The sequence below is a fragment of the Pseudomonas rhodesiae genome (assembly GCF_007858255.1).
GTDB classification, from domain to species: Bacteria; Pseudomonadota; Gammaproteobacteria; order Pseudomonadales; family Pseudomonadaceae; genus Aquipseudomonas; species Aquipseudomonas rhodesiae.
In genome coordinates this window covers 307,666-331,724 of the sequence record NZ_VFEU01000004.1, presented here as the reverse complement: position 1 = coordinate 331,724, position 24,059 = coordinate 307,666, and the positions used below count along the sequence as shown (strand labels likewise).

At 62.0% G+C, this 24,059-nt stretch carries 24 protein-coding genes; 8 read left to right on the top strand and 16 right to left on the bottom strand.

From position 1 onward, the window contains the following. Nucleotides 1-231 precede the first annotated feature (231 nt). On the top strand, nt 232-1,278 hold the full coding sequence (locus FIV35_RS08470; protein WP_034114803.1) for an N-acetylmuramidase family protein: 1,047 nt from the start codon (nt 232-234) through the stop codon (nt 1,276-1,278). A gap of 1 nt (nt 1,279) precedes the next feature. Continuing rightward, nucleotides 1,280-1,876, top strand: coding sequence for a hypothetical protein (locus FIV35_RS08465; RefSeq protein WP_034138934.1), 597 nt, complete (start codon nt 1,280-1,282; stop codon nt 1,874-1,876). Between the two features lie 59 nt (nt 1,877-1,935). Here the strand turns inward: FIV35_RS08465 and FIV35_RS08460 are convergent, their stop codons facing one another. Together FIV35_RS08460 and FIV35_RS08455 are read right to left on the bottom strand one after the other, a co-directional pair. Then, nucleotides 1,936-2,847 (bottom strand): DUF2167 domain-containing protein, encoded by a 912-nt coding sequence (locus FIV35_RS08460; RefSeq protein WP_034138933.1) that lies wholly within the window; start codon nt 2,845-2,847, stop codon nt 1,936-1,938. A 74-nt stretch (nt 2,848-2,921) separates the two neighbouring features. Then, complete coding sequence (locus tag FIV35_RS08455; protein ID WP_034138932.1) at nt 2,922-3,785, bottom strand: LysR family transcriptional regulator; 864 nt, start codon at nt 3,783-3,785, stop codon at nt 2,922-2,924. 102 nt (nt 3,786-3,887) lie between these two features. On the opposite strand from FIV35_RS08455, the gene FIV35_RS08450 reads away from it, so the two are divergent. Beyond that, nucleotides 3,888-4,847, top strand: a complete 960-nt coding sequence (locus FIV35_RS08450) for a DMT family transporter (protein WP_034138931.1) — start codon at nt 3,888-3,890, stop codon at nt 4,845-4,847. Here FIV35_RS08450 and FIV35_RS08445 read toward each other — a convergent pair. Then, the gene (locus FIV35_RS08445) at nt 4,761-5,132 is read right to left on the bottom strand and encodes a VOC family protein (protein ID WP_052198990.1); all 372 of its coding nucleotides are present in this window, start codon (nt 5,130-5,132) and stop codon (nt 4,761-4,763) included. The two genes, FIV35_RS08450 and FIV35_RS08445, sit on opposite strands and share 87 nt — an antisense overlap. A gap of 54 nt (nt 5,133-5,186) precedes the next feature. Then, nucleotides 5,187-5,948, bottom strand: a complete 762-nt coding sequence (locus tag FIV35_RS08440; RefSeq protein ID WP_034138929.1) for a substrate-binding periplasmic protein — start codon at nt 5,946-5,948, stop codon at nt 5,187-5,189. A gap of 134 nt (nt 5,949-6,082) precedes the next feature. Between FIV35_RS08440 and dnaX the strand changes: the two genes are divergently transcribed. The 5 genes from dnaX (at nt 6,083) to FIV35_RS08415 (ending at nt 11,721) form a co-directional block, all read left to right on the top strand. Beyond that, nucleotides 6,083-8,119 (top strand): DNA polymerase III subunit gamma/tau, encoded by a 2,037-nt coding sequence (gene dnaX, locus FIV35_RS08435; RefSeq protein WP_034138928.1) that lies wholly within the window; start codon nt 6,083-6,085, stop codon nt 8,117-8,119. Nucleotides 8,120-8,163: 44 nt separating this feature from the next. Continuing rightward, the gene (locus tag FIV35_RS08430) at nt 8,164-8,502 is read left to right on the top strand and encodes a YbaB/EbfC family nucleoid-associated protein (RefSeq protein ID WP_034138927.1); all 339 of its coding nucleotides are present in this window, start codon (nt 8,164-8,166) and stop codon (nt 8,500-8,502) included. A 132-nt stretch (nt 8,503-8,634) separates the two neighbouring features. Further along, a complete protein-coding gene (locus FIV35_RS08425; RefSeq protein ID WP_034138926.1) occupies nt 8,635-9,669 on the top strand; it encodes an NADP-dependent oxidoreductase in 1,035 nt (344 codons plus the stop codon). Nucleotides 9,670-9,735: 66 nt separating this feature from the next. Then, nucleotides 9,736-10,338: a recombination mediator RecR gene (recR, locus tag FIV35_RS08420; protein WP_014719453.1), complete on the top strand. Its 603-nt coding sequence runs from the start codon at nt 9,736-9,738 to the stop codon at nt 10,336-10,338. A gap of 234 nt (nt 10,339-10,572) precedes the next feature. Beyond that, entirely contained in the window at nt 10,573-11,721 is a 1,149-nt protein-coding gene (locus FIV35_RS08415) for an acyl-CoA dehydrogenase family protein (protein ID WP_034138925.1), read from the top strand. 12 nt (nt 11,722-11,733) lie between these two features. Here FIV35_RS08415 and FIV35_RS08410 read toward each other — a convergent pair whose 3' ends face one another. The 12 genes from FIV35_RS08410 to ccoN all read right to left on the bottom strand — a co-directional run bounded on the left by FIV35_RS08410 (nt 11,734) and on the right by ccoN (nt 23,736). Beyond that, entirely contained in the window at nt 11,734-12,282 is a 549-nt protein-coding gene (locus FIV35_RS08410) for an adenine phosphoribosyltransferase (RefSeq protein WP_034114796.1), read from the bottom strand. A gap of 81 nt (nt 12,283-12,363) precedes the next feature. After that, nucleotides 12,364-13,098: a Crp/Fnr family transcriptional regulator FnrA gene (gene fnrA / locus FIV35_RS08405; RefSeq protein WP_034099680.1), complete on the bottom strand. Its 735-nt coding sequence runs from the start codon at nt 13,096-13,098 to the stop codon at nt 12,364-12,366. A gap of 138 nt (nt 13,099-13,236) precedes the next feature. Continuing rightward, on the bottom strand, nt 13,237-14,619 hold the full coding sequence (gene hemN, locus FIV35_RS08400) for an oxygen-independent coproporphyrinogen III oxidase (protein WP_034138924.1): 1,383 nt from the start codon (nt 14,617-14,619) through the stop codon (nt 13,237-13,239). 102 nt (nt 14,620-14,721) lie between these two features. Then, complete coding sequence (locus tag FIV35_RS08395) at nt 14,722-15,405, bottom strand: sulfite exporter TauE/SafE family protein (protein WP_034114795.1); 684 nt, start codon at nt 15,403-15,405, stop codon at nt 14,722-14,724. Beyond that, entirely contained in the window at nt 15,398-15,616 is a 219-nt protein-coding gene (ccoS, locus tag FIV35_RS08390) for a cbb3-type cytochrome oxidase assembly protein CcoS (protein WP_034099677.1), read from the bottom strand. The genes FIV35_RS08395 and ccoS overlap by 8 nt, the downstream gene beginning before the upstream one ends. A 22-nt stretch (nt 15,617-15,638) precedes the next feature. After that, entirely contained in the window at nt 15,639-18,089 is a 2,451-nt protein-coding gene (locus tag FIV35_RS08385; RefSeq protein WP_034138923.1) for a heavy metal translocating P-type ATPase, read from the bottom strand. A gap of 95 nt (nt 18,090-18,184) precedes the next feature. Then, a complete protein-coding gene (locus tag FIV35_RS08380) occupies nt 18,185-18,724 on the bottom strand; it encodes a FixH family protein (protein WP_034099675.1) in 540 nt (179 codons plus the stop codon). A gap of 29 nt (nt 18,725-18,753) precedes the next feature. After that, nucleotides 18,754-20,169 (bottom strand): cytochrome c oxidase accessory protein CcoG, encoded by a 1,416-nt coding sequence (ccoG, locus tag FIV35_RS08375; RefSeq protein WP_034099674.1) that lies wholly within the window; start codon nt 20,167-20,169, stop codon nt 18,754-18,756. Nucleotides 20,170-20,519: 350 nt separating this feature from the next. Then, nucleotides 20,520-21,497, bottom strand: coding sequence for a cytochrome-c oxidase, cbb3-type subunit III (gene ccoP / locus FIV35_RS08370; RefSeq protein ID WP_034099673.1), 978 nt, complete (start codon nt 21,495-21,497; stop codon nt 20,520-20,522). After that, nucleotides 21,494-21,679: a CcoQ/FixQ family Cbb3-type cytochrome c oxidase assembly chaperone gene (locus FIV35_RS08365; RefSeq protein ID WP_020372609.1), complete on the bottom strand. Its 186-nt coding sequence runs from the start codon at nt 21,677-21,679 to the stop codon at nt 21,494-21,496. Before FIV35_RS08365 ends, ccoP begins: the two co-directional genes overlap by 4 nt. A 6-nt stretch (nt 21,680-21,685) precedes the next feature. Continuing rightward, on the bottom strand, nt 21,686-22,294 hold the full coding sequence (gene ccoO / locus FIV35_RS08360) for a cytochrome-c oxidase, cbb3-type subunit II (RefSeq protein WP_003193167.1): 609 nt from the start codon (nt 22,292-22,294) through the stop codon (nt 21,686-21,688). Next, entirely contained in the window at nt 22,294-23,736 is a 1,443-nt protein-coding gene (gene ccoN, locus FIV35_RS08355) for a cytochrome-c oxidase, cbb3-type subunit I (RefSeq protein WP_034138922.1), read from the bottom strand. Before ccoN ends, ccoO begins: the two co-directional genes overlap by 1 nt. Between the last annotated feature and the right edge of the window lie 323 nt (nt 23,737-24,059).

Here is a 24,059-nt window from a genome sequence, read left to right as displayed (position 1 = left end):
GAGAGTGACTGGTTTGTTGGCGTGTTTCTGAGGCCAACCCGCTCAGCCGTCAGATCTAAAGAAACGACGGCTCCCTGCCTTTAGATAGCTGTCTCACAGCTTTCAAGCTCGCGACTGGACAACCCTTGAGCGCCTTGCTAGTTTCCGCCAGCTGCATGTTTCAGAATATGACAACAGTAACGCATTGATATTGAAGTGATATCACTTCTTTAACTAACAAGGATGTCTCTGATGAAAAGCCTGCAAGGGTTGCCCCGTCTGATCAGTGCTTCGGTGGGCGCTCCCGGTAAAGCCCGCAATTTGCCCGCCGATGTGCAGTGCATCCAGTATTTATTCAATCTGATCATTCCCAAAATGGGCTTTCCCCTGCCGGAAAACGGCAAGTGCGACGGCCAGTTGGTGCAGTGCATCAGCCAGTATCAGTTTCGCCACCTCAAGTACGCCCATCCCGACGGCGTGATCGACCCCACCGGCCGTACGTTCAACAGTCTGATCGAAGAGGCCGTCAAGGTGCCGGTCAAGGCCTCTCCAACGTTGCGCATTCCAACCTTCCTGAATGCCTTCGGCAATAACCACGGCGATGCAGTGCAGGCTACGGTGAATGTGTACTTGGACCGCATGCGCGCGATGATCGAGGCGGAGCGCCGCAACCGGCAACTGATGTTGCAGCCCACCTGCGACGGTGGCATGACCCTCTCCGACACTGATTTCCAGAACGCCGCCACCCAGTTGGGCAACGGCATTTCGGTCAATATCATCAAGGCCTTCGCCACCGTGGAATCCGGCGGGCGTTCGGGGTTCGGGCCGGCCAAGTTGCCGGTGATCGCCTTCGAAGGGCACCTGTTTCGCAAGTACACCAAGCGCATCTACGACCAGGCCCACCCGCTGCTGTCTTACCCCTACGTGAAAAAGGCCGGGCCGCAGTGGCAGACCAACAACAAGGACCAGACCAAGGCCTGGGAAACCATGGCGACGGCATTTGCTCTGGATCAGGAAGCGGCCTTGATGTCGGCGTCCTGGGGCATGTTCCAGATCATGGGCTTCAACTTCGAATCGTGCGGTTACAAGACCGTGTTTGAATTCGCGGCGGCCTTGAAAGTGAATGCTGGCAACCAGCTCAAAGCCTTCCTGGGTTTCTGCAGCAAGAGCCCAGCGTTGATGAAAGCCATGAAGGCCAAGGATTTCACCGGCATGGCGCGTAATTACAACGGTGAGGACTACGGCAACTACGACGTCCTGATGAAGAAAGCCTACGAAAAACTTGAAGGGAAAAAATAGGATGACGCGTTTTCTGACGATGGGTGTGTTGTCGTTGTGCTTTGCAGTGCCGGCATTGGCCGCCAGCAGCGCTTTGCATTCGGGCAAGTATGAAGGCCTGATGCTGGCGGTCACGCCGCAGCAGCAGGTCGAAGGTTACTACGCCGAAGAGATGGGCGAGGGCGTCACCCGCGGCTGCACGTTTTACCTGCAGGGAAAACCGGGCGCGCTGACCACTTGGGGCCAGGAAGCTTATCCCGGCAGCATCGCAGCGTCTGGCGATGGCGTGACCCTGACCGTGGAACAAGGCCGCCAGCACCCCGGCTGCCTGAACGTGTTGATGCCGGAAATTGCCACCGGCCTGGACCTGAGCCAGACCGCCAGCAAAAACTGGATCGGTCTGGTCACGGTGTCCGCTGACAAGGCTTACTTGCAGAAAACCCCAGGTGCCAAGGTCGCCAAGCGCCCGTATATCGTCAAGCGAGACGTGGTCGGTGTGCTGGCGTACAAGGACGGCTGGGCCCAGGTCGAGTTCGTCAACGCCGAAGGCCGCTCGTTCATTGGTTGGATCAGCCAGGACCAGTACAGCCGTCTGGCTGCGCCCACCGCGCAAAACTGAGTCACAAAAAAACGCCGCCGTGTGCCTGGTACACGGCGGCGTTTTTTTATGGGCGGGGTTCAGCCCTTATTGCGGCTGAACAACTTGCGGATACCGGCGAGCAACGCCACCACGCCGATGACCAAAAACTTCTTCGCCGCCAGCAGGAAAATGCCGATCTTGGCGAACAACCCGGCCTTGGCGGCGATCCCACCGGCCACCAGTGCCGCTAGGCCATAGGTGGCCATTTTGTCGGTGCTGGGGTTGAAGTCGGTGTACAGGTTGCCATCGGTGAAGTTGGTGAAGGCCAGCACCTTGGGCAGCTCTTGCTTGATGGTCGGCAGGTCGGCCATGGCGGCAACGGCATTGAGTTCCAGCACGCCTTCACGGCCCAGTACGCGGATGCTGTAGTTGAGGGTGTTCTGATCGGCGTCGTCGGCTTTCAGCTCGCGGGCCCAGTACATCTTGTGGGTTGTGTCGTCATAGTGCGGCGGCTCGGCCCAGCCCAGCAGATGCAGGCCGGCGTAGCCTTGTTTCTTGCGTTCCTGGTTCTCGGCCTCGTCTTCTTCCTGCATCTGCTTGAGCAGGTCGGCGTAGTCGATTTTTGCCGCGTCCTCGTCGGAAATATGCCCATCGGCCTTGTAGCTGACGATCACGCCCCAGCCACTCTCGGACAGCGGGCTAACGGCTTTGGGTACGATCATGCCTAGGGTCTTGAAGCCCGGTGGGTTGCCCCAGCCGTCGGTCAGCAGGCGCTCGGTATCGGCCGGGTCGAGGTAGTAGAACTCGTCGTTGAGTTTGAGGGTGGCGATGCCGCTGGGCAGGGTGACCGTGCCGGTTTTTTTCTTCAGCGAAGCCAGGAAATGTTCGGCGGTTTCAGCCGGTTCAGCGGCGGCGCTGGCTTCGACCGGTGCAGGCGTGGCGGCGGCGAAGGCGGGTACGACGGGCAGGCTCAGAGCAGCCGCCGCAAGCAACAAGCGGAAGTAATTCACGGTAGTCCCTTACATTTTGAATTAATTTCGCGGGAGGATAACGGAAAAACCTGCTACAGGCATCCAGATATGGCTTAGCCAAAGATTTCGCGCAGCAAATCGGCAAACGCATCCCGCGCCAGGTGCCGCTGCGTGTCGGTGTGCCAGAACAGCAGATTGTCCACGGCCTCAAGCTCCTCGAACCGGTACGACGCCAACTGACTGGCCTGCTCATAACGCGCCAGAATCCCTTCCGGCGCCAACGCCACGCCGATTCCGGCGCTGACACAGCCGATGATCGTGCCCCAGCTGGCATAGGTGGCGATGCTCGGTGTGACGTTATGGGGTTTGAGCCAGTTCTCCAGCGCCGCGCGATAGGGGCAGCCACTTGGCCACACCAGCAGCGTGCGGCCCGCCAGGTCCTGTGCGCCGTGAATGGGCGCGCTGCACGCGCTGGCGATCAGCACCAGGCGTTCGCGGTAGACCACGCTGTGTTCGAGTTTGGCCCGCGAGTTACCGGCGGCCACCAGGGCCACGTCCAGGCGATGGTGTTGCAGGTCGTCCAGCAATGGGCTCCAGGCGCCGGTCACCAGCTCCAGGCTGACCTGTGGGTAACGCCGGTGATATTCCGCCAGCAGCGGTGGCAAGCGGCCGCTGGCGCTGGATTCCACCGCGCCGATGCGCAAGGTGCCACGGGGGATGGCAGTGGTATCCACTGCGCGTTTGGACTCATCCACCAGCGCCAGGATGCGCTCGCAGTAGTCGAGAAAAATTTCACCCGCCGCACTGATCGCCAGCCCGCGTCCGGCGCGGATAAATAACGGCGTGCCCAGCTCGCTCTCCAGCTGCTTGATGCGCGTGGTGATGTTGGAGGGCACGCAATGCAGCTGCACGGCTGCCTGGGCCACGCTGCCCGTCTGCGCCACGGCGCGCACCATTTTCAGTTGGGCCAGTTCCATTGCTCAATTCCCGTGATTTCAGAAGTCAGAAACGCTTAATTGTCCTGCGCCGCGTCCGGGCCAAGACTGAAGGCCTTCTTTCGCGGTTTCTGGACGCTCTCGATGAACACACCGTCACGCGTGAAGCTTACGCTAGTCACCGCCAGCGTGATCCTCTGCTGGGCCTATTCGCCGATTGGTGTGCATCTGGGCCTGCACAGCTACAGCCCCGGCCAGCTGGCGTTGTTGCGCTTTTTGATCGCGTCGCTGTTTATGGCCGGGGTGGCGCTGGTACTGGGCATTGGCCGACCGCGCTGGCGGGACGTGCCCTGGTTGCTGGTGCTGGGGTTCTTCGGCGTGTTCCTGCACCACACAGCCCTCAACTATGGACAGCAATGGGTCACGGCGGCGGCCTCCAGTGTGTTGGCGCAGTCGGCCCCGCTGTTCAGTGTGCTGATCGCGTTTTTGGTTTTAAAGGAGCGGGTGAGTGTGTGGCGTTGGGTGTGTGTGTCATTGGGGTTGGTCGGGGTAGGGGTGGTGATCTGCGGTGATCGGGGCATCGGCGAGATCGACCCGCGCGGCGTGCTGATCCTGCTGGCAGCGCTGTCCTGGAGTGTGTATTTCGCCCTTCAGAAACACTACGCCCATCGCTACAGCCCGCTGACCATGGCGTGCTACATGGTGTGGGCGGGCACCCTGATGCTCTGCGTGAACCTGCCGGGCCTGCCCGCGGCGGTGCTGCGGGCGCCGTTGACGGAGAACCTGGCGGTGCTGGTGCTGGGCATTTTTCCCAGCGCTCTGGCCTATCTGGCGTGGGGCTATGTGTTGAAACATGTGGAGGTCAGCCGCGCATCGGTGGCGATGTACCTGATTCCGCCCGTGGCGATGCTGATGGCCGCCACTCTGCTGGGTGAGCAGGTGACGCCCTGGGTGGTGCTCGGTGCGCTGATCGTGTTGGCGAGCGTGGCGGCCATCAGCCTGGAGGGACGCAGGCGCTTAGTCGTGCAGGCAGAATGCGCGCAACCGGTGGCCGTCGAGGTCCTCGGCGACGAAGGTATAGCCGAAGTCCAAATCCGTCGGTGACTGAATGATCGTGGCGCCCCGTGCCGACCACTGCGCGTGCAAGGTGTCCACAGTGGTTTTGTCCGCCAGTGACAGCCCCACTTCAGCGCCGCCGCCCGTCAGCGTGGCGGCCGGTTCCACGATGTGGCGCGACCACAGCCCCAGCTTGACGCCGTTATCGAGTATGAACAGGGCAAAGGTCGGGTTGAGTTCCACGGGTGGCTTATCAAGCAGGCGGCTGTAGAAATTCGCGCTGGTGGCCGGGCTGTCGACATACAGCAGGAAATAATGGGCGACGGTGTGCATGCAGGCTCCTTGAGGGCTGGCGGTTAAGTCAGCCCAGTCTAAAAGGTCGCACTGTCAGTTCTTGTCAGGAGCGCGGGGCGCCGATGGAATTTGGCCGGTGTACAGCTGAATGATCTCGTCGATTTCCCCTGACATTTTCATGCGCTGCAATGTGTCCAGAATCTGTTGCACCGGCAGGTTTGGATCGTTGCGCACCAGGCAGCTCAGGTTCAACTCATCGACCACGGCGACCTTATGCAGACGCTGGCCAAGCGGCAGGGATTGGTTGAAGCGATCAACTGTCCATTCGTTGATGACGGCGTACTGAAAGCGTCCGGCCAGCAGTTTGTGCAAGACCTGTTCTTCGCTGCGGGCATCGTCACGGGTCAGCCGGCCGCTGGCGAACAACGCGGCCAGGCCGGTGTAGCGGTAATTGAGCACGGTGCCGATGGCTTGCGGGGCCATGTCGGCCAGCGTGATCGGTTGCTCGGCGGCACTGACCAGGACGCTGCGCTGCACCATCAGCGGCACGCTCCAGGCGTAGTCGCCGGGGAGGTCATCGAGCCAGGCCTGGGTGACATAACAGCGCACGTCGATGTCGCCATGGAGCAAGGCAGTGGCGATGCGCGCGCGTGCCAGCACTTGGAACCGGGCCGGTAGGCCGAGCTGTGTGGCCAGGCTCGCCATCACGTCATACAAAATGCCCTGGGTCGGCTGACCGTTCTCCACTTGCACCATCGGCATCGCCCAACTGTCGGAAATCGAAAAACGCAGCGGGGCAGGCGCCGCCAAGCTGGCCGTGGTGATCATCCATAAAGCGCCCAGGACTACGCGCATACACTCTCCAGGTTCAGGCCGTTTCGGGGGCCAGTCAGCAGAGCTTAGTCAGATTAGACGAGCGTGCCGGATGCAATTTCCCCCTTGCTCCGCTAGCATTACCGGCCTCTGCTTCCCAGTTGCGACGGTTTTCGATGAGTTATCAGGTTCTTGCACGTAAATGGCGCCCGCGCTCGTTCCGCGAAATGGTCGGCCAGACCCATGTGCTCAAGGCTCTGATCAATGCCTTGGACAGCCAACGGCTGCACCACGCCTACCTGTTTACCGGTACCCGGGGGGTGGGCAAGACCACGATCGCGCGGATCATCGCCAAGTGCCTGAACTGTGAAACCGGGATCACCTCAACGCCCTGCGGCACCTGTTCGGTATGCCGGGAAATCGACGAAGGGCGTTTCGTCGACCTGATCGAGATCGACGCGGCCAGCCGCACCAAGGTCGAAGACACCCGCGAGCTGCTGGACAACGTGCAATACGCCCCGAGCCGTGGCCGCTTCAAGGTCTACCTGATCGACGAAGTGCACATGCTGTCCAGCCATTCCTTCAACGCCTTGTTGAAAACCCTGGAAGAGCCGCCGCCCTACGTCAAATTCATCCTGGCCACCACCGACCCGCAGAAACTTCCTGCAACCATTCTGTCGCGGTGCCTGCAGTTTTCCCTGAAGAACATGACTCCCGAGCGAGTGGTCGAGCATTTGACCCATGTGCTGGGTGTCGAGAACGTGCCGTTCGAAGACGACGCGCTGTGGCTGCTCGGCCGCGCGGCCGATGGCTCGATGCGTGACGCCATGAGCCTCACCGACCAGGCCATCGCCTTTGGCGAAGGCAAGGTCATGGCCGCCGATGTGCGTGCCATGCTGGGCACCCTGGATCACGGCCAGGTCTTCGACGTGCTGCACGCATTGATCGACGGCGATGCCAAGGCGTTGCTGGAGGCCGTGCGCCATTTGTCGGAGCAAGGCCCGGACTGGAACGGCGTGCTCTCGGAAATCCTTAATGTGCTGCACCGCGTCGCCATCGCCCAGGCCCTGCCTGAAGGTGTCGACAACGGCCACGGCGACCGCGACCGGGTGCTGGCGTTGGCCCAGGCTTTGCCGGCCGAAGACGTGCAGTTCTATTACCAGATGGGCCTGATCGGCCGTCGCGATTTGCCCCTGGCGCCGGATCCGCGCGGCGGTTTTGAAATGGTGCTGTTGCGCATGCTGGCGTTCCGGCCCGCCGATACGGCGGATGCGCCGAGACAGCCACTAAAGCCAGTGGGGATCAGCCAGGCCACAGTTGATTCCGCCAAACCTGTGGCTGGCGCCGCCGTGGTTGCGCCAGTTGCCGCAGCGCCTGCGCCGGTAGCGCCTCCAGCCGTGGCGCCTGAGCCAGTAGCGGTTGCCGCGCCTGAGCCCGAGCCAGTGGTCGACCTGCCGTGGAACGAGCCGACGGACGCCGAGCCCGAGCCCGAGTTGCAGCCTGCCGTGGAGCCCGTGCTGGAAACCATCGGCGAGCAACCCGAACTGACCCCGATGCCCACGCCGACGCCTGACAGCGTGGTACCGGATGCGCCGGAGTGGGTGTCCGCGCCGGTGCCAGAGCCGACGGTCGCCCAAGTCGACGCGGCCACGCCGGGCATCGACCTCGACGACGAGCCGCCGCTGGACGAAGACTACATCGAGCCGGACATGGATTCGGCCTACAGCTACCTGGACGAATTGGCCAGCGAACACGCCGCCGAACCGGCCCCGGAGCCCGAGCCTGAACCTGCCGCGGCGCCGGCCACCGGCCTGGCTCTGCAGTGGCTGGAGCTGTTCCCGAAATTGCCGATTTCCGGCATGACCGGCAGCATCGCCGCCAACTGCACGCTGATCGCTGTCGACGGCGACCACTGGTCGCTGCACCTGGACCCGGCCCATAGTGCCTTGTTCAACGCAACCCAGCAGCGTCGCCTCAATGATGCCCTTAACCAGTACCATGGGCGCACGCTGACGATCAGCATCGAATTGATCAAGCCTGAGCAGGAAACCCCGGCCCAGGCCGCGACGCGCCGGCGTCTGAACCGCCAGCGTGAAGCCGAGGACGCGATCCACGCCGATCCGCTCATCCAGCAAATGATGCAGCAGTTCGGTGCGGTGGTGCGCCACGATACTATTGAACCTGTCGAAGCTCCGGTGCCCCAGGCGTCATAACACCGGGCTACTAACTTGATCCACGTACTTTTGAGGTGATTCCCATGATGAAAGGTGGCATGGCCGGCCTGATGAAGCAGGCGCAGCAGATGCAGGAAAAAATGGCCAAGATGCAGGAAGAACTGGCCAACGCCGAAGTCACCGGTAAAGCCGGTGGCGATATGGTCAGTGTGGTGATGACCGGTCGTCACGACATCAAGCGCGTGAGCATCGACCCGAGCCTGCTTGAAGGCGTCAGCGATGACGACCGTGAGGTGCTGGAAGATCTGTTCGCGGCTGCCGTGAACGACGCCGTGCGCAAGATCGAAGCCAACAGCCAGGACAAAATGTCCGGTATGACCGCCGGCATGCAACTGCCGCCGGGGATGAAGCTGCCGTTCTGATCCGCAGGCTTTAGCTAGACTCCAATGCCAGGCATCGCGCCTGGCATTTTTGTTTATGCCGATCCGATCGAACCCCGGCACGGCACCCATGGTCTGCACCCTATACCGATGAATTCGATAAGGAGCCCTCTGATGCCTCACGAACCGACACTCAACCAGCGAATCGTCCTGGTTTCGCGTCCTAAAGGCGCACCGACCCCGGAGAACTTCCGCCTGGAGCGTGTGACTTTGCCGGAGCTGGCGGACGGCCAGGTGCTGCTCAAAACCCTGTACTTGTCCCTCGACCCCTACATGCGTGGGCGGATGAGCGATGCGCCGTCCTACGCGGCACCGGTGGAAATCGACGAGGTGATGACCGGCGGTGCTGTCAGCCGTATCGAGCAGTCGCGTCATCCGAAGTTTGAAGTGGGTGATCTGGTGGTCGGTGCGACCGGCTGGCAGAGCCACAGCATTTCCGACGGGCGCAACCTGATACCGGTGCCTAAGGGGCTGGCCAGTCCTTCCATGGCGCTGGGTGTGCTGGGCATGCCCGGCATGACCGCCTACATGGGCTTGATGGACATCGGCCAGCCCAAGGCCGGCGAAACCCTGGTGGTGGCCGCGGCGTCCGGAGCGGTCGGCTCGGTGGTGGGGCAGGTGGCTAAGCTCAAGGGCCTGCGTGTGGTCGGTATCGCGGGCGGCGCGCAGAAGTGCCGCTATGTGGTGGACGAGTTGGGCTTTGATGCCTGTATCGACCATAAAAGCGAGGACTTTGCCGACGAGTTGGCCCAGGCCTGCTTCAAAGGTGTGGACATCTATTTCGAAAACGTCGGCGGCAAGGTCTTCGACGCAGTTTTGCCGCTGCTGAACGCCAAGGCACGGGTGCCCCTGTGCGGCCTGATCGCCGGCTACAACGCCCATGAGGCGCCCAGTGGTCCAGATCGTCTACCGGTCCTGCAACGGACGCTGCTGACCAAGCGCGTGCGCATCCAGGGCTTTATTGTGTTCGATGACTACGGCGACCGTCAGCCCGAGTTCCTAAGCGCCATGGCGCCGTGGGTGCGCGAGGGCAAGATCAAGTTCCGCGAAGATGTGGTCGAGGGCCTGGAGCAGGCGCCCGAAGCCTTTATCGGCCTGCTCGAAGGGCGCAACTTCGGCAAGTTGGTGGTGCGCGTCGCGCAGGATTGATCATTTGACGCTAATCCGGGGCGCGGGTATAAACCGCGTCTCGTCGTTTTGTCGGACCCATGCCCCATGAGCTTCAGCCCCCTGATTCGTCAACTGATCGACGCCCTGCGTACTTTGCCGGGTGTCGGCCAGAAAACCGCCCAGCGCATGGCGCTGCAATTGCTGGAGCGTGACCGCAGCGGCGGCACTCGCCTGGCCCAGGCCCTGAGCCAGGCCATGGAAGGCGTTGGCCACTGTCGCCAGTGCCGCACTCTCACCGAAGAAGAGCTTTGCCCGCAATGCGCGGACCCGCGCCGCGACGACACTTTGCTGTGCGTAGTGGAAGGGCCGATGGATGTGTATGCGGTGGAACAGACCGGCTATCGCGGACGCTACTTCGTGCTCAAGGGCCACCTCTCGCCACTCGATGGCCTGGGGCCGGAGGCCATCGGCATCCCGCAACTGGTGGCGCGTATCGAGGAGCAGGGCACCTTTACCGAAGTCATCCTTGCCACCAACCCCACGGTGGAGGGTGAAGCGACTGCCCATTACATCGCCCAACTGCTGACCAACAAAGGCCTGATCACTTCACGCATCGCCCACGGCGTGCCGCTGGGTGGCGAGTTGGAACTGGTGGACGGCGGCACCCTGGCGCACTCGTTCGCCGGTCGCAAACCCATCGCCCTCTAGCCAACCCGGCCGTTGTAGTAAGCAGGCTTACCCTGCGCTGGGCTGCGAAGCAGCCCTACAACCTGGCAACCGTTTCTGCCTGACGCACCGCAGCGCCTGGAGACAGGGCCTGCTTCGCCGCAACAAGTGCGTGGCGGGTTCAGTTCGGATTTCTTTGGCACCGCGTTCTCTCGAATGCTTGTTAACCAAGCAAGCGCTTGGTAATTTCTCTCCACCGTTGCGTGGAGTTTGCCGATGTCTGCCTATCAGGATTACTTCGACCCCCATCACCAACTGATCCGCGACAGCGTGCGTCGCTTTGTCGAGCGCGAAATACTGCCGGGCATCGAGCGCTGGGAGGAGGCGCAAAGTTTCCCCCGCGACCTCTACGACAAGGCCGGTGCGGCGGGGATCCTTGGCATCGGGTATCCAGAATCATTGGGTGGCAGTCACGAAGGCGATTTGTTCGCCAAGGTTGCGGCCAGCGAAGAGTTGATGCGCTGCGGCTCCGGCGGCGTTGTCGCGGGGCTCGGTTCGCTGGATATCGGCTTGCCGCCTGTCGTCAAATGGGCACGGCCCGAAGTGCGCGAGCGAGTGGTGCCGCAGGTGTTGGCAGGGGCGAAGGTCATTGCTCTGGCGGTTACCGAGCCGGGTGGCGGTTCCGATGTGGCCAACCTGCACACCCGCGCCGTGCGCGACGGCGACTGTTACCGCGTCAGTGGCAGCAAAACCTTTATTACCAGCGGCGTGCGCGCCGACTTCTACACCGTGGCGGTGCGCACCGGTGGGCCGGGATTTGCCGGTATCAGCCTGCTGTTGATCGAAAAAAACACCCCTGGTTTTACCGTCGGTCCACCACTGAAGAAGATGGGCTGGTGGGCGTCGGACACGGCTGAGTTGTTCTTCGATAACTGCCCAGTGCCCGTCGGCAATCTGATCGGCGCCGAGAACATGGGGTTCGCCTGCATCATGGGCAACTTCCAGAGCGAACGCCTGGCCCTGGCATTGATGGCCAATATGACCGCGCAGATGGCCCTTGAACAGAGCCTGCAATGGGCCGCTCAGCGTGAGGCGTTCGGCAAACCCATCGGTAAATTCCAGGTGCTCAAGCATCGCTTGGCGGAAATGGCCACGGCCGTGGAAGTCTCGCGGGAGTTCACCTACCGCCAGGCAGCGAAGATGGCGGCGGGCAAAAGTGTGATCAAGGAAATTTCCATGGCCAAGAACCTGGCCACCGACACCGCCGACCGCGTCACCTACGACGCCGTGCAGATTCTCGGCGGCCAGGGCTATATGCGCGGCAATCTGGTGGAGCGGCTGTATCGCGACAACCGCATCCTGTCCATCGGCGGGGGGACTCGGGAGGTGATGAACGAAATCATCAGCAAGCAGATGGGCTTGTGATGGGCAGTGCCATTAGCGTTCAGTCAATGAAAACTGCGTCAGGCAAAACGTCGGGATGCCCATGTCTTCCAAGCGCTGCGAGCCACCCAGCTCCGGCAGGTCGATGATTGCGGCGGCTTCGAACACCTTCGCACCCATGCGCCGTACCAGGTTCGCAGCGGCGATCAGCGTACCGCCAGTGGCGATCAGGTCATCGAATATCAGCACCGAGTCGCCTTCGCACAAGCTGTCGGCGTGCACTTCCAGGAAGGCTTCGCCGTATTCGGTCTGGTAACCCTCGGCTAGCACATCGGCCGGCAGTTTGCCTTGCTTGCGAAACAGGATCAGCGGCTTGTTCAACTGATAAGCAATGATTGAACCGATCAGAAAACCACGAGCATCCATCGCGCCGATGTGGGTGAACTCGGCTTCGACGTAGCGCTGGGCAAAGCTGTCCGCCACCAGGCGCAGGGCCTTGGGCGATTGGAACAGCGGGGTAATGTCACGGAAGATCACCCCAGGCTTGGGGAAGTCGATGACAGGGCGGATCAGGGATTTGATGTCGAACGAGTCGAAGGTCATCGTCGAGGAGTCCTGGGTGCGGAAAACGGACTCGAAGTATACCTGCGACCTCGCCGATTGGCGCGGCCGCAGGTGTCTGCATCAACCTTCTATGGAGCCACCGGCCAGCGCACACAGCTGGATCGGGTCGAGGATATGCACTTCCTTGCCTTCGGCGGCGAGCAGTTCGTTCTGCTGGAAACGGGTGAACACGCGGGACACGGTTTCCACCGCCAGCCCCAGGTAGTTGCCGATTTCGTTGCGCGACATGCTCAGGCGGAATTGGTTGGCCGAGAACCCACGGGCGCGGAAACGGGCAGAGAGGTTAACCAAGAAGGTGGCGATGCGCTCGTCGGCGGTTTTCTTCGACAGCAGCAGCATCATTTGTTGATCGTCGCGGATCTCGCGGCTCATCACACGCATCAATTGGCGGCGCAGTTGCGGCAATTGCAGCGCCAGCTCATCCAGGCGTTCGAAGGGTATCTCGCACACCGAGGTCGTCTCCAGCGCCTGGGCCGATACCGGGTGAATCTCGGTGTCCATGCCCGATAATCCCACCAGCTCACTCGGCAGATGGAAACCGGTGATTTGTTCCTCGCCGCCGTCGCTCAGGCTGAATGTCTTCAACGCGCCGGAGCGTACTGCATAGACGGAATCGAACTTGTCGCCCTGGCGAAACAGAAACTCGCCTTTCTTCAGCGGGCGACCGCGTTTAACGATGTCGTCCAGCGCATCCATGTCTTCCAGATTCAGCGAAAGTGGCAGGCAGAGGGGGGCCAGGCTGCAATCCTTGCAATGGGCCTGGTTATGAGCGCGCAGCTTGACTGGCTCGGACATTACTAAAATCCTTGTGGGGAATCACACATAATGCGTAAGGGTAACGCACTGTGGGCAGTCAGGCCAGCCTGTACAAAAAAGCACCAATAGTATAGAGGTTAACGCAAGCCCGGCCCTCACCGCGCCGGGGCTTGCCCTTCAGATCACCCGCGAAAACCGCTGCCGGTTCTGGTGCTCCAAGTACGCATCGAACACCATGCACACCGAACGCACCAGCAGTCGACCGGCCGGCAGCACGCGAATGCCGTGTTCGTCGAGGGTGATCAGGCCGTCCGTGGCCATCGCCTCCAGTTGCGGCCAGAGATCGGCGAAATACCCGCGAAAATCAATATTGAAAGCCTGCTCGACGGGTTCGAAAGCCAGGCTGAAATTGCAGATCAGTTGCTGAATCACTTCACGGCGCAAACGATCGTCCGTGGTGCAGACCAGTCCACGGCTGGTGGCCAGTTGCGCGCCAGCCAAGGTGTTCTGGTAGGTATTCAGGTCACTGCTGTTCTGGCAGTACAGATCGCCGATCTGGCTGATGGCCGACACCCCAAGCCCGATCAGATCGCAATGACCATGGGTGGTGTAACCCTGGAAGTTGCGTTGCAGCCGGCCCTCTTCCTGGGCGATGGCCAGCTCGTCGTCGGGCAGGGCGAAGTGGTCCATGCCGATGTAGCGATAGCCGGCCTGGGTCAGTTGTTCGATGGTGGTTTGCAGCATCAACAGTTTTTGCGCCGGGGAGGGCAGTTCGTCGCTGTTAATCCGGCGTTGCGGCATGAAACGTTCCGGCAGGTGCGCATAGTTGAACACCGACAGGCGGTCAGGCTGCAGCTTGATGACTTCCTCCACGGTGCGCGCGAAGTTGATCGGCGTCTGTTTGGGCAAGCCGTAGATCAGGTCGATGTTGATCGAACGAAATTGCAGGGTGCGCGCCGCGTCGATCACCGCGCGGGTTTCTTCCAGACTTTGCAGACGGTTCACTGCGCGCTGGACCTCGGGATCGAGGTCTTGCACGCCGATGCTCACGCGGTTAAAGCCCAGCTCGCGCAGCAGGCCCATGGTGGCCCAGTCGGCTTCGCGCGGGTCGATCTCGATGCCATAGTCGCCGGAGTCATCGTCCAGCAGGTTGAAGTGCTGGCGCAGGCAGGTCATGACCTGGCGCAGTTCGTCGTGGCTGAGAAAGGTCGGAGTGCCGCCGCCGAAGTGCAGTTGCTCCACCGGCTGCTTGGGGTCCAGGTGGCAAGCCACCAGTTGGATCTCCTGCTCCAGGCGTTGCAGGTAGGCGTGGGCGCGGCCTCGGTCCTTGGTGATGACCTTGTTGCAGGCGCAGTAGTAGCAAATGTTCGCGCAGAACGGCACATGCACGTACAGCGACAGCGGCCGTGTGGCCTTGCGGCTGTCACGCAGGGCGTGGAGCAGGTCGAATGTGCCGACTTGGCTGTCGAATTGCACGGCGGTCGGGTAGGACGTGTAGCGCGGCCCTGCCAGGTCGTAGCGGTTAATCAGATCGGTGTCCCAACGAATGGCGTCGAGCATGCGGGCGTCCCCCGGATAGGCTAGTGGGCCGAGTCTAGGGGTTGGCCGTAGGGGGCGCCTTGATTTGCGTCAACGGGGAGCGGCGCTATGCCACACGGCGTTTCAATGCCCCATCAACCAGTGCTGATGCGGGCCGGGCAGGGTCCAGATACCGAAGAGCACCACCAGCACACCGCCGGCCATGCGCACGCTGCGCTTGCGCAGTAAGGCAGTGACGCGTTCCGCCGCCAGCCCGGTGGCCAGCAACACCGGCCAGGTGCCCAGGCCGAATGCCAGCATCAGCAAACCACTGTCCAGCGCATTGCCTTGGCTGGCGGCCCAGAGCAGGGTGCTGTAGACCAACCCGCACGGCAACCAGCCCCACAGCGCGCCCAGCAACAACGCGCGGGGCAGGCTGGACACCGGCAGCAAACGGTTGGCAATCGGCTGGATATGCCGCCACAGGCCGCGCCCGAGGCGTTCGATGCGGGTCAGACCGCTCCACCAGCCGGCCAGGTACAGGCCCATGCTGATCAGCAGCAGACCGGCCAACACCCGCAGAATCATGGCCGCCGGGCTATTGGCCACGGCCCAGCCGGCCATGCCGATCAGCAGCCCGGCGCAGGCGTAGCTGAGGATGCGCCCCAGGTTGTACGCCAGCAGCAGACGAAACCGACGGCTGCGCTGCTCTTGAGGGATGGCCAGGGTCAGCGCGCCCATCAGTCCGCCGCACATGCCCAGGCAATGGCCGCCACCGAGCAGGCCGAGGATCAGCGCGGAAACCAGTAACGGCGCCAGTTCAAGCATGGGGTGGTTCTTGGGGCTTGGGCGGTTGCTCGGGGCTGTTGGCTTCTTCGACGCCGGCCAAGTGGTTGGGGTCCTGGTCATCGAACAGCACGCTGTGGGCCGGGCCGTCGAGGTCGTCGTATTGGCCGCTGTCCACGGCCCAGAAGAAGATGTAGATGGCGACGCCCACTAATAGCAGCGCCGCCGGAATCATCACGTATAAAGCTGGCATCTGCACTCCATGCCCGCGCGGCTCAAGCCGGCAGCGGGCGGGTTACTTGAGGGGCGCTGGCGGCCGGCGCGCTCGGCAGGCGAGTCAGGCGCAGGGCGTTGAGCACCACGGTCAACGAACTGAGGGACATGCCCACCGCCGCCCAAATGGGCGTGATCCAGCCGAGGGCGGCGAACGGCAGCATAAGGCCATTGTATAGCCCCGCCCAGACCAGGTTTTCAATGATCACCCGTCGGGTGCGCCGCGCCAGGCTGAAGGCCTGCACCAGCGCATCCAAGCGGTTGGACAGCAGCACCGCGTCGGCGCTGGTCTTGGCCAGATCGGTGGCCGAGCCCATGGCCACACTGATATCCGCGGCGGCGAGCACCGGCACATCGTTGACTCCATCGCCGAGCATTAACACCCTGCGGCCTTCCCGGTGCAGGCGTTGCAGCACTTGCAGTTTGTCGTCGGGGCGCAAGCCACCGTGGGCTTCGTCGATGCCCAACTCAAGCGCGACGCTGGCGACCATCGGCGAACTGTCCCCCGAGAGCAGCAGGGTGCGCCAGCCGCGTGCCTGGCAGGCTTGCAGCAAGGCCGGTGCATCGCTGCGCAGGCGGTCGTCGAGCACGAACCAGGCGAGCGGGCCCTGGCCGTCACCCAGCAGCAGCCATTGTCCGGCTTCGTCGGGTGAGGCGGGCAAGGCGCAGCCGCTGAGCTCACACACGAACCCCGGCTGGCCGATGCGCAGTAGGCGCTCGCCCACGCGACCCTCCAGGCCGAGGCCGGGGGTGCTCAGTACTTCATCGGCAGCCAGCGGCGCACGCCCGAAGGCACGGGCAATCGGGTGCTCTGAACGGTTTTCCAGGGCGGCGGCCAGGCCCAGGCAGGCATCACTGTCCAACGGGCCCAAGGGGCGAATCGCTCGCAGCGCCAGGCGGCCTTCGGTGAGGGTGCCGGTCTTGTCGAAAATCACCGTGTCGATTTGGTTAAGACCCTCCAGCACATGGCCGCGGGTCAGCAGCAAACCGAGTTTGTGCAGGGTGCCGGTGGCGGCGGTGAGGGCGGTGGGTGTGGCCAGCGACAAGGCGCACGGGCAGGTCGCCACCAGCATCGCCAGTACGATCCAGAATGCCCGCGACGCGTCCAACTGCCACCACCACAAGCCGATCAGCGCGGCGGCGAGCAGCGAGCCCAGCAGGAACCATTGCGCGGCACGGTCAGCGATCTGGGCCAGCCGCGGTTTCTCGGCCTGGGCCCGTTCCAGCAAGCGCACGATGGCGGACAGGCGGGTGTCGTGGCCCAGGGCGCGTACTTCAACGGTCAGCGCGCCTTCCACATTCAGGGTGCCGGCGGTGACGCTATCGCCCACCTGGCGCGCTTGCGGCAGGTACTCGCCGGTCAGCAGCGACTCGTCGATGCTGGACTGACCGTCGAGGATCACCCCGTCCGCCGGCAGTACCGCGCCAGGGTGTACGCGCACGCGGTCGCCCACGGCCAGTTCGCTGAGCAGGATGCGCTCGCTCTGGCCGTCGCTTTGCACGCGCAGGCACGACGCCGGTAGCAAGTTGACCAGTTGCGCAGTGGCGGCGGCGGTGCGTTCGCGGGCGCGGCGTTCCAGATAGCGCCCTGCCAGCAGGAACAGCGCGAACATGCCCACTGCATCGAAATACAGCTCGCCCACGCCACTGATGGCGGTCCAGATGCCCGCCAGGTAGGCGCCGCCAATCGCCAGGGACACCGACACATCCATGGTCAGATGGCGGGTGCGCAGGTCGCGCAACGCGCCTTTGAAAAACGGCGCGCAGCTGTAGAACACGATGGGGGTGGTCAGAAACATCGCTACCCAGCGCAGGATGACGTGCAGCTCTGGGCTCAGGTCGATATTGAATTCCGGCCAAGTGGCCATGGTTGCCATCATCGCCTGAAACCACAGCAAGCCGGCCACGCCCAGTTGGCGCAAGGCCAGACGGTTTTCACTGGCCAATTGCTCAGCGGCGCGGTCCGCCTGATACGGGTGGGCGGCATAGCCGATATGGCGCAGTTCGCTGAGCACCTGGCTCAACGGCAGTTGCCCATCGGCCCAGCGGACCTGCAAGCGATGGTTGGACAGATTCAGCCGCGCCTCGGCCACGGCGGGCAGGCTGCGCAGGTGTTTTTCGATCAGCCAGCCACACGCCGCGCAACTGATGCCTTCCATCAGCAGGGTGGTTTCGGCCAGTTCGCCGTCATGGCGCACAAAGGGTTTTTGCACGTCGGCGCGGTCATACAGCGCCAGCTCCTCCACCAGTTGTACCGGCAGCGCTTCGGGGTTGGCCGAGGCTTCGCTGCGATGCTGGTAATAGCTTTCCAGGCCCCCGGCCACAATCGCTTCGGCCACTGCCTGGCAACCTGGGCAGCAGAGTTCACGGCGCTCGCCGAGGATCTGAGCGGTGAACCGGCTGCCGGGCGGCACGGGCAGGGCGCAGTGGTAGCAGGGAAGCGGGGTGGTCATGGCTTGGAATCTTTAGGGGCTGGTAGGGCCTCGTCGCGGGCCAGCCCGACTCTCGCAGGGAGGGGCGGGGCCGCGACGTGCGAAGCGCAGAGTGTTTACTTCTTCAGGTCTTCGGCGCCCTGCAAGGGCTCATCTCCCAGCAGTAAGTCTTTGTCGTGGCTGACTTCTTCTTCCTCGAACAGGCGCCAGGTCTTGTCGCCTTCCACACCCAAAAGCTCCACGAAACGGCGGCCTTCGACTTTATCGGTCACCTGACCCAGGTAGCGGCCCGGCTCGCTGTCGCTGCGGGTCAGGTTGATCTTGCGGTCTTTCTCCGGCTGGGTCGGTGAAATCAGGTTCAGTTGCAGGGTGTTGGGGTTGCTGTAGCCGGTGAGGTTCAGCTCGACCTCGCCGGTCAGTTCGTCCAGGTGCAGCTTGGCGCGCAACTGCAGGGTCTGGGCCAGGCGTTCACGATCCAGGGAGCGGTTGATGCCTTTGCCGGCCTCGTAGTAGTTGTCGTTGACCAGGTTGTCCGGATTGTTCACCGCGATCGTCACCATGGACAAGGTCAAGGCCACCGAGCAGGCGAGGATACCGATGATGATCCAGGGCCAGAGGTGCTTGTACCAAGGGCTTGCGGCAGTGGCTACGGGCATTGTTCGGCTCTCTGTTTAACAACGTTGGGTTAACGGACCTGAGGGCCGATGAATCGGCTCTTGGCTTCGACGTGAATGCTCGGGTCATCGGCATCCTTGAGGATGAACGTCACCTCGTTGGTGCTCGATGGCACTTGTTCCGGCGCACTCGACAGTTCCACCGGCATGCTCACGATATCGCCGGCGGACACCTTGATCTCGCGGCGGCCCTGCAACTTGAGATCCGGCAGGCCGGCGGCATCGAGCACGTAGGTGTGGTCGCGCTGGTCCTTGTTCATGATCTTCAGGCTGTAGACGTTTTCGATGCGGCCTTCGGCGTTTTCGCGGAAGAGCACGCGGTCTTTGCTGACGTCGAAGCCCACCAGCGAACGCATGAAAAACGCGGTGACCAACAGGCTGATCATCGCCAGCAATACCAACGCATAGCCGATCAGACGTGGACGCAGCTTGTGGGTTTTCTGGCCGGACAGGTTGTGTTCGGTGGTGTAGCTGATCAGGCCGCGTGGGTACTCCATCTTATCCATGATGTTGTCGCAGGCATCGATGCACGCCGCGCAGCCGATGCACTCGATCTGCAGGCCGTCACGGATGTCGATGCCGGTCGGGCATACCTGTACGCACATGGTGCAGTCGATGCAGTCGCCCAGGCCCTGGGCCTTGTAGTCGGCGCCTTTTTTACGTGGCCCGCGCAGTTCGCCACGGCGTGGGTCGTAGGAGACGATCAGGGTGTCCTTGTCGAACATCACACTCTGGAAACGCGCATAAGGGCACATGTAGATGCACACCTGTTCGCGCAGCCAGCCGGCGTTGCCATAGGTGGCAAGGGTGAAGAAACCGACCCAGAAATACGACCAGCCATCGGCCTGGCCGGTGAAGAAGTCGAAGACCAGTTCGCGGATCGGCGAGAAGTAACCGACGAAGGTCATGCCGGTGACGAAACCGATAATCAGCCACAGGCTGTGCTTGCTGAATTTGCGCAGGAATTTGTTGGCGCTCATCGGCGCTTTGTCCAGCTTGATGCGTTGGTTGCGGTCGCCTTCGGTGACCTTTTCGCACCACATGAAGATCCACGTCCACACGCTTTGCGGGCAGGTATAGCCGCACCACACGCGCCCGGCGTACACCGTGATAAAGAACAGGCCGAACGCGGCGACGATCAGGATGCCAGACAGCAGGATGAAGTCCTGAGGCCAGAAGGTTGCGCCGAAAATAAAGAACTTACGTTCCGGCAAATTCCACCACACGGCCTGGTGACCGCCCCAGTTCAGCCACACCGTGCCGAAGTAGAGCAGGAACAGCGCGGCACCGCCGAGCATGCGCAGGTTGCGGAACAGGCCAGTGAAGGCACGGGTGTAGATCTTCTCGCGCGCGGCGTAGAGATCGACCGTCTGGCTTGAATGTTTGGCAGGCGGGGTAACGTCATGTACCGGTATTTGGTCGCTCATCATTGCATCCCACGGCGGTGGAGATTTGCCTCGGCCAGTACGTGCCAACCGGGGTCAAATTAAGGATGTTGCAGTAGCGTAATGATACGCCCCCGATGGTACGCCAAGGGTGCGACCTTTGGTCGCGTTGGGGGAAATCAATTGATGGTGTACGTGATCTGGATCAATTGACTTGGGAAGTATGGACGGTTTTGCCGGTTCGACCTTCAAAAATGCCAGAGATCCAATGTGAGAAGGGCTGGCCCCCGATAGCAGAGTGTCAGTCAATAAAGGCATGACTGGCCCACTGCTATCGGGGGCCAGCCCCCTCTCACATGGGTTGTTTCTGTGTTGCTAAATAACGATCAGTCTCACTGCTCCTCGGCCTTTTTGTCTGCATGAGACAAGCTGTACACATACGCCGCGAGCAAGTGCACCTTGTCGTTGCCTTGCAGTTGTTCCTGTGCAGGCATCTGGCCCTGACGGCCGTAGCGGATGGTCTGCTGCAACTGAGCGAAGCTCGAACCGTAGATGAACGCGCCGGGGTGGGTCAGGTCGGGAGCGCCCATGGCGGGGGTGCCTTTGCCGGCGGGGCCGTGGCAGGCCACGCAGTTGGCGGCGAAGAGTTTTTCGCCGTTGGCCACGTCGGCCTTGGCCCCTTCAGGCAGCTTGCGACCGTCGAGCTTGGTCACCACAAAACCGGCCACATCGGCCACGCCTTGTTCGCCAATCACTTCGGCCCAGCCTGGCATCACCGCGTGGCGGCCTTTGAGGATGGTTTCCTTGATGGTGTTAGGTTCGCCGCCCCAGCGCCAGTCGGCGTCGGTCAGGTTGGGGAAGCCATAGGCGCCCTTGGCGTCGGAGCCGTGGCACACCGAGCAGTTGGAGGCGAACAGGCGGCCGCCCATTTTCAGCGCTTGTGGGTCCTTGGCAACTTCTTCGATCGGCATCGAGGCGAATTTGGCGAAGATCGGCCCGAACTTGGCGTCCGAGCGGGCCATTTCCTTCTCCCATTCGTGCACGCCGGTCCAGCCGGTCTGACCGTTGGCGAAGGGGGTTTGCTTGTCGTTGTCGAGGTAGTTATAGCCCGGCAGCAGACCCTTCCAGTTGCCCAGGCCCGGGTACAGCACCAGGTAACCAAGGGCAAACACGATGGTGCCGACGAACAGCATGAACCACCACTTGGGCAGCGGGTTATCGTACTCCTCGATGCCGTCGAACGAGTGGCCGACGGTTTCGTCGGTTTGCTCGGCGCGCTGGCCCTTGCGGGTCGACAGCAGCAGCCAGGTCAGGGCGAAGATGGTACCCAGACTGAGGACTGTGACGTACAGACTCCAGAACGTAGTCATTCTTTGTTACTCCTAGAAGCTTGCTCGACGTGCTTGATGGCTTCGGGGTCATCCGCAAAGGGCAGCATGGTTGCGTCGTCAAACTCCGACTTGCGCTTGGGGCTGAACACCCACAGCGCCAGGCCGACAAAGGCCACCATCACCACAACGGTGCCCAGGCCACGAATCATCCCGATATCCATGAAGAATCACCGTTTGCTTTTGATGATGGTGCCCAGGCCCTGCAGGTAGGCCACCAATGCGTCCATTTCGGTCTTGCCCTTCACGGCAGCCGCGGCACCGGCGATGTCTTCGTCGGTGTAGGGCACGCCCAGGGTGCGCAAGACTTCCATCTTCTTCGCGGTGTCCTTGCCGTCGAGCTTGTTTTCCACGAGGAACGGGTACGCCGGCATTTTCGACTCGGGCACGACGTTGCGCGGGTTGTACAGGTGCGCACGTTGCCAGTCATCGGAATAACGCCCGCCCACGCGCGCCAGGTCCGGGCCGGTGCGCTTGGAACCCCACAGGAACGGGTGGTCCCACACGCTTTCGCCGGCGACCGAGTAGTGGCCGTAGCGTTCGGTTTCGGCGCGGAACGGGCGGATCATCTGCGAGTGGCAGCCCACGCAGCCGTTGGCGATGTAGACGTCGCGGCCTTCCAGTTCAAGGGCGGTGCGCGGCTTCATGCCTTCGACCGGCTTGTTGGTCACGTCCTGGAAGAACAGCGGGACGATTTGGGTCAAGCCGCCGATGCTCACGGCGATGACCATGAAGAAGGCCAGCAGGCCGATATTCTTCTCGACTACTTCATGCTTCATCAGTGGGCTCCCACAACGGCGATCTTGGCGGCGGCTTCAGCTTTTACAGGGTCCGAGGCCCGCACGGTGCGGAACACGTTGTAGGCCATGAACAGCATGCCGGCGGCAAAGAACGCACCGCCCAGGGCACGAACGATGTAGCCCGGGTGGCTGGCTTGCAGCGCTTCGACGAAGGAGTAGGTGAGGGTGCCGTCATCGTTGATCGCACGCCACATCAGGCCCTGGGTGATGCCGTTGACCCACATCGAAGCGATGTAGAGCACGGTGCCAATGGTGGCCAGCCAGAAGTGCGTGTTGATCAGCCCGACGCTGTGCATCTGCTCGCGGCCAAACAGTTTGGGGATCATGTGGTACAGCGCGCCGATGGAGATCATCGCCACCCAACCGAGGGCGCCGGCGTGAACGTGGCCGATGGTCCAGTCGGTGTAGTGGGAGAGCGAGTTGACGGTCTTGATCGCCATCATCGGACCTTCGAAGGTCGACATGCCGTAGAACGCCAGGGACACCACCAGGAACCGCAGGATCGGATCGGTGCGCAATTTATGCCAGGCGCCCGAGAGGGTCATCATGCCGTTGATCATGCCGCCCCAGCTTGGCGCCAGCAGGATGATCGACATGGCCATGCCCAGGGATTGCGCCCAGTCCGGCAGCGCGGTGTAGTGCAGGTGGTGCGGACCGGCCCAGATATACAGGGTGATCAGCGCCCAGAAGTGCACGATGGACAGGCGATAGGAGTAGATAGGGCGTTCGGCCTGTTTCGGCACGAAGTAATACATCATCCCCAGGAACCCGGTGGTGAGGAAAAAGCCTACGGCGTTATGCCCGTACCACCACTGGATCATTGCGTCCGTCGCGCCCGAGTAAGCCGAATAGGACTTGAACAGGCTGACCGGCAACGACGCGTGGTTGACGATGTGCAGCATCGCCGTCACCAGGATGAACGCGCCGTAGAACCAGTTGCCCACATAGATGTGCTTGGTCTTGCGCTTGATGATGGTGCCGAAGAACACCGCAGCGTAGGTCACCCAGACCACGGCCAGCAAAATGGCGATGGGCCATTCCAGCTCGGCGTATTCCTTGGTGGTGGTGTAACCCAACGGCAGGGTGACGATGGCGCCGATGATGACCGCTTGCCAGCCCCAGAAGGTGAAAGCGGCGAGGCCATCGGAGATCAGTCGCGTCTGGCAGGTTCGCTGCACGACATAGTAAGAGGTGGCAAACAATGCACATCCGCCGAAGGCGAAAATCACCAGGTTGGTGTGCAGCGGGCGCAGGCGACCGAAGGTCGTCCAGGGCAGGTCGAAATTCAATTCCGGCCAGACCAGTTGCGAGGCGATGAAGACCCCGAGCCCCATGCCAAGGATCCCCCAGACCACCGTCATGATGGCGAACTGGCGGACTACCTTATAGTTATAAGCAGTCGGACTGATTGCTGTGCTCATTCTAAGGTTCCACGGTTTAGGTTTTTTTATAGGTAAAAATCGGCCGCAAGTATGTAGAAAGCGAGGGGTCATTGCAACGCAATGACTGACCTGTATCAATGCGTTCCACGCCAGATTCTGCGCCCTTTCCATGTTTGGCGTAAGGACAAAATCCGAAATGGAAAGCTGATCGAGTGGACAGGAAATTTTGCAGGTCGCAACGTGACTCGTCGCGTACACCAGGATCGGTCCACTGTGCAAGCAAGCGTAGACCCGAATGGGAGGAGGGGAAAGGTTTGCTTTAGACGGGTGCGACACTTGGTCGCGTAGGGGGGGCGGTGTGG

Bases quoted from the DNA above. Each gene is read 5' to 3' on its own strand.
- FIV35_RS08470 (WP_034114803.1), top strand. From the start codon at position 232: ATGAAAAGCCTGCAAGGGTTGCCCCGTCTGATCAGTGCTTCGGTGGGC.
- FIV35_RS08465 (WP_034138934.1), top strand. From the start codon at position 1,280: ATGACGCGTTTTCTGACGATGGGTGTGTTGTCGTTGTGCTTTGCAGTG.
- FIV35_RS08455 (WP_034138932.1), bottom strand. From the start codon at position 3,785: ATGGAACTGGCCCAACTGAAAATGGTGCGCGCCGTGGCGCAGACGGGC.
- FIV35_RS08450 (WP_034138931.1), top strand. From the start codon at position 3,888: ATGAACACACCGTCACGCGTGAAGCTTACGCTAGTCACCGCCAGCGTG.
- FIV35_RS08445 (WP_052198990.1), bottom strand. From the start codon at position 5,132: ATGCACACCGTCGCCCATTATTTCCTGCTGTATGTCGACAGCCCGGCC.
- FIV35_RS08440 (WP_034138929.1), bottom strand. From the start codon at position 5,948: ATGCGCGTAGTCCTGGGCGCTTTATGGATGATCACCACGGCCAGCTTG.
- dnaX (WP_034138928.1), top strand. From the start codon at position 6,083: ATGAGTTATCAGGTTCTTGCACGTAAATGGCGCCCGCGCTCGTTCCGC.
- FIV35_RS08430 (WP_034138927.1), top strand. From the start codon at position 8,164: ATGATGAAAGGTGGCATGGCCGGCCTGATGAAGCAGGCGCAGCAGATG.
- FIV35_RS08425 (WP_034138926.1), top strand. From the start codon at position 8,635: ATGCCTCACGAACCGACACTCAACCAGCGAATCGTCCTGGTTTCGCGT.
- recR (WP_014719453.1), top strand. From the start codon at position 9,736: ATGAGCTTCAGCCCCCTGATTCGTCAACTGATCGACGCCCTGCGTACT.
- FIV35_RS08415 (WP_034138925.1), top strand. From the start codon at position 10,573: ATGTCTGCCTATCAGGATTACTTCGACCCCCATCACCAACTGATCCGC.
- FIV35_RS08410 (WP_034114796.1), bottom strand. From the start codon at position 12,282: ATGACCTTCGACTCGTTCGACATCAAATCCCTGATCCGCCCTGTCATC.
- fnrA (WP_034099680.1), bottom strand. From the start codon at position 13,098: ATGTCCGAGCCAGTCAAGCTGCGCGCTCATAACCAGGCCCATTGCAAG.
- hemN (WP_034138924.1), bottom strand. From the start codon at position 14,619: ATGCTCGACGCCATTCGTTGGGACACCGATCTGATTAACCGCTACGAC.
- FIV35_RS08395 (WP_034114795.1), bottom strand. From the start codon at position 15,405: ATGCTTGAACTGGCGCCGTTACTGGTTTCCGCGCTGATCCTCGGCCTG.
- ccoS (WP_034099677.1), bottom strand. From the start codon at position 15,616: ATGCCAGCTTTATACGTGATGATTCCGGCGGCGCTGCTATTAGTGGGC.
- FIV35_RS08385 (WP_034138923.1), bottom strand. From the start codon at position 18,089: ATGACCACCCCGCTTCCCTGCTACCACTGCGCCCTGCCCGTGCCGCCC.
- FIV35_RS08380 (WP_034099675.1), bottom strand. From the start codon at position 18,724: ATGCCCGTAGCCACTGCCGCAAGCCCTTGGTACAAGCACCTCTGGCCC.
- ccoG (WP_034099674.1), bottom strand. From the start codon at position 20,169: ATGAGCGACCAAATACCGGTACATGACGTTACCCCGCCTGCCAAACAT.
- ccoP (WP_034099673.1), bottom strand. From the start codon at position 21,497: ATGACTACGTTCTGGAGTCTGTACGTCACAGTCCTCAGTCTGGGTACC.
- FIV35_RS08365 (WP_020372609.1), bottom strand. From the start codon at position 21,679: ATGGATATCGGGATGATTCGTGGCCTGGGCACCGTTGTGGTGATGGTG.
- ccoO (WP_003193167.1), bottom strand. From the start codon at position 22,294: ATGAAGCATGAAGTAGTCGAGAAGAATATCGGCCTGCTGGCCTTCTTC.
- ccoN (WP_034138922.1), bottom strand. From the start codon at position 23,736: ATGAGCACAGCAATCAGTCCGACTGCTTATAACTATAAGGTAGTCCGC.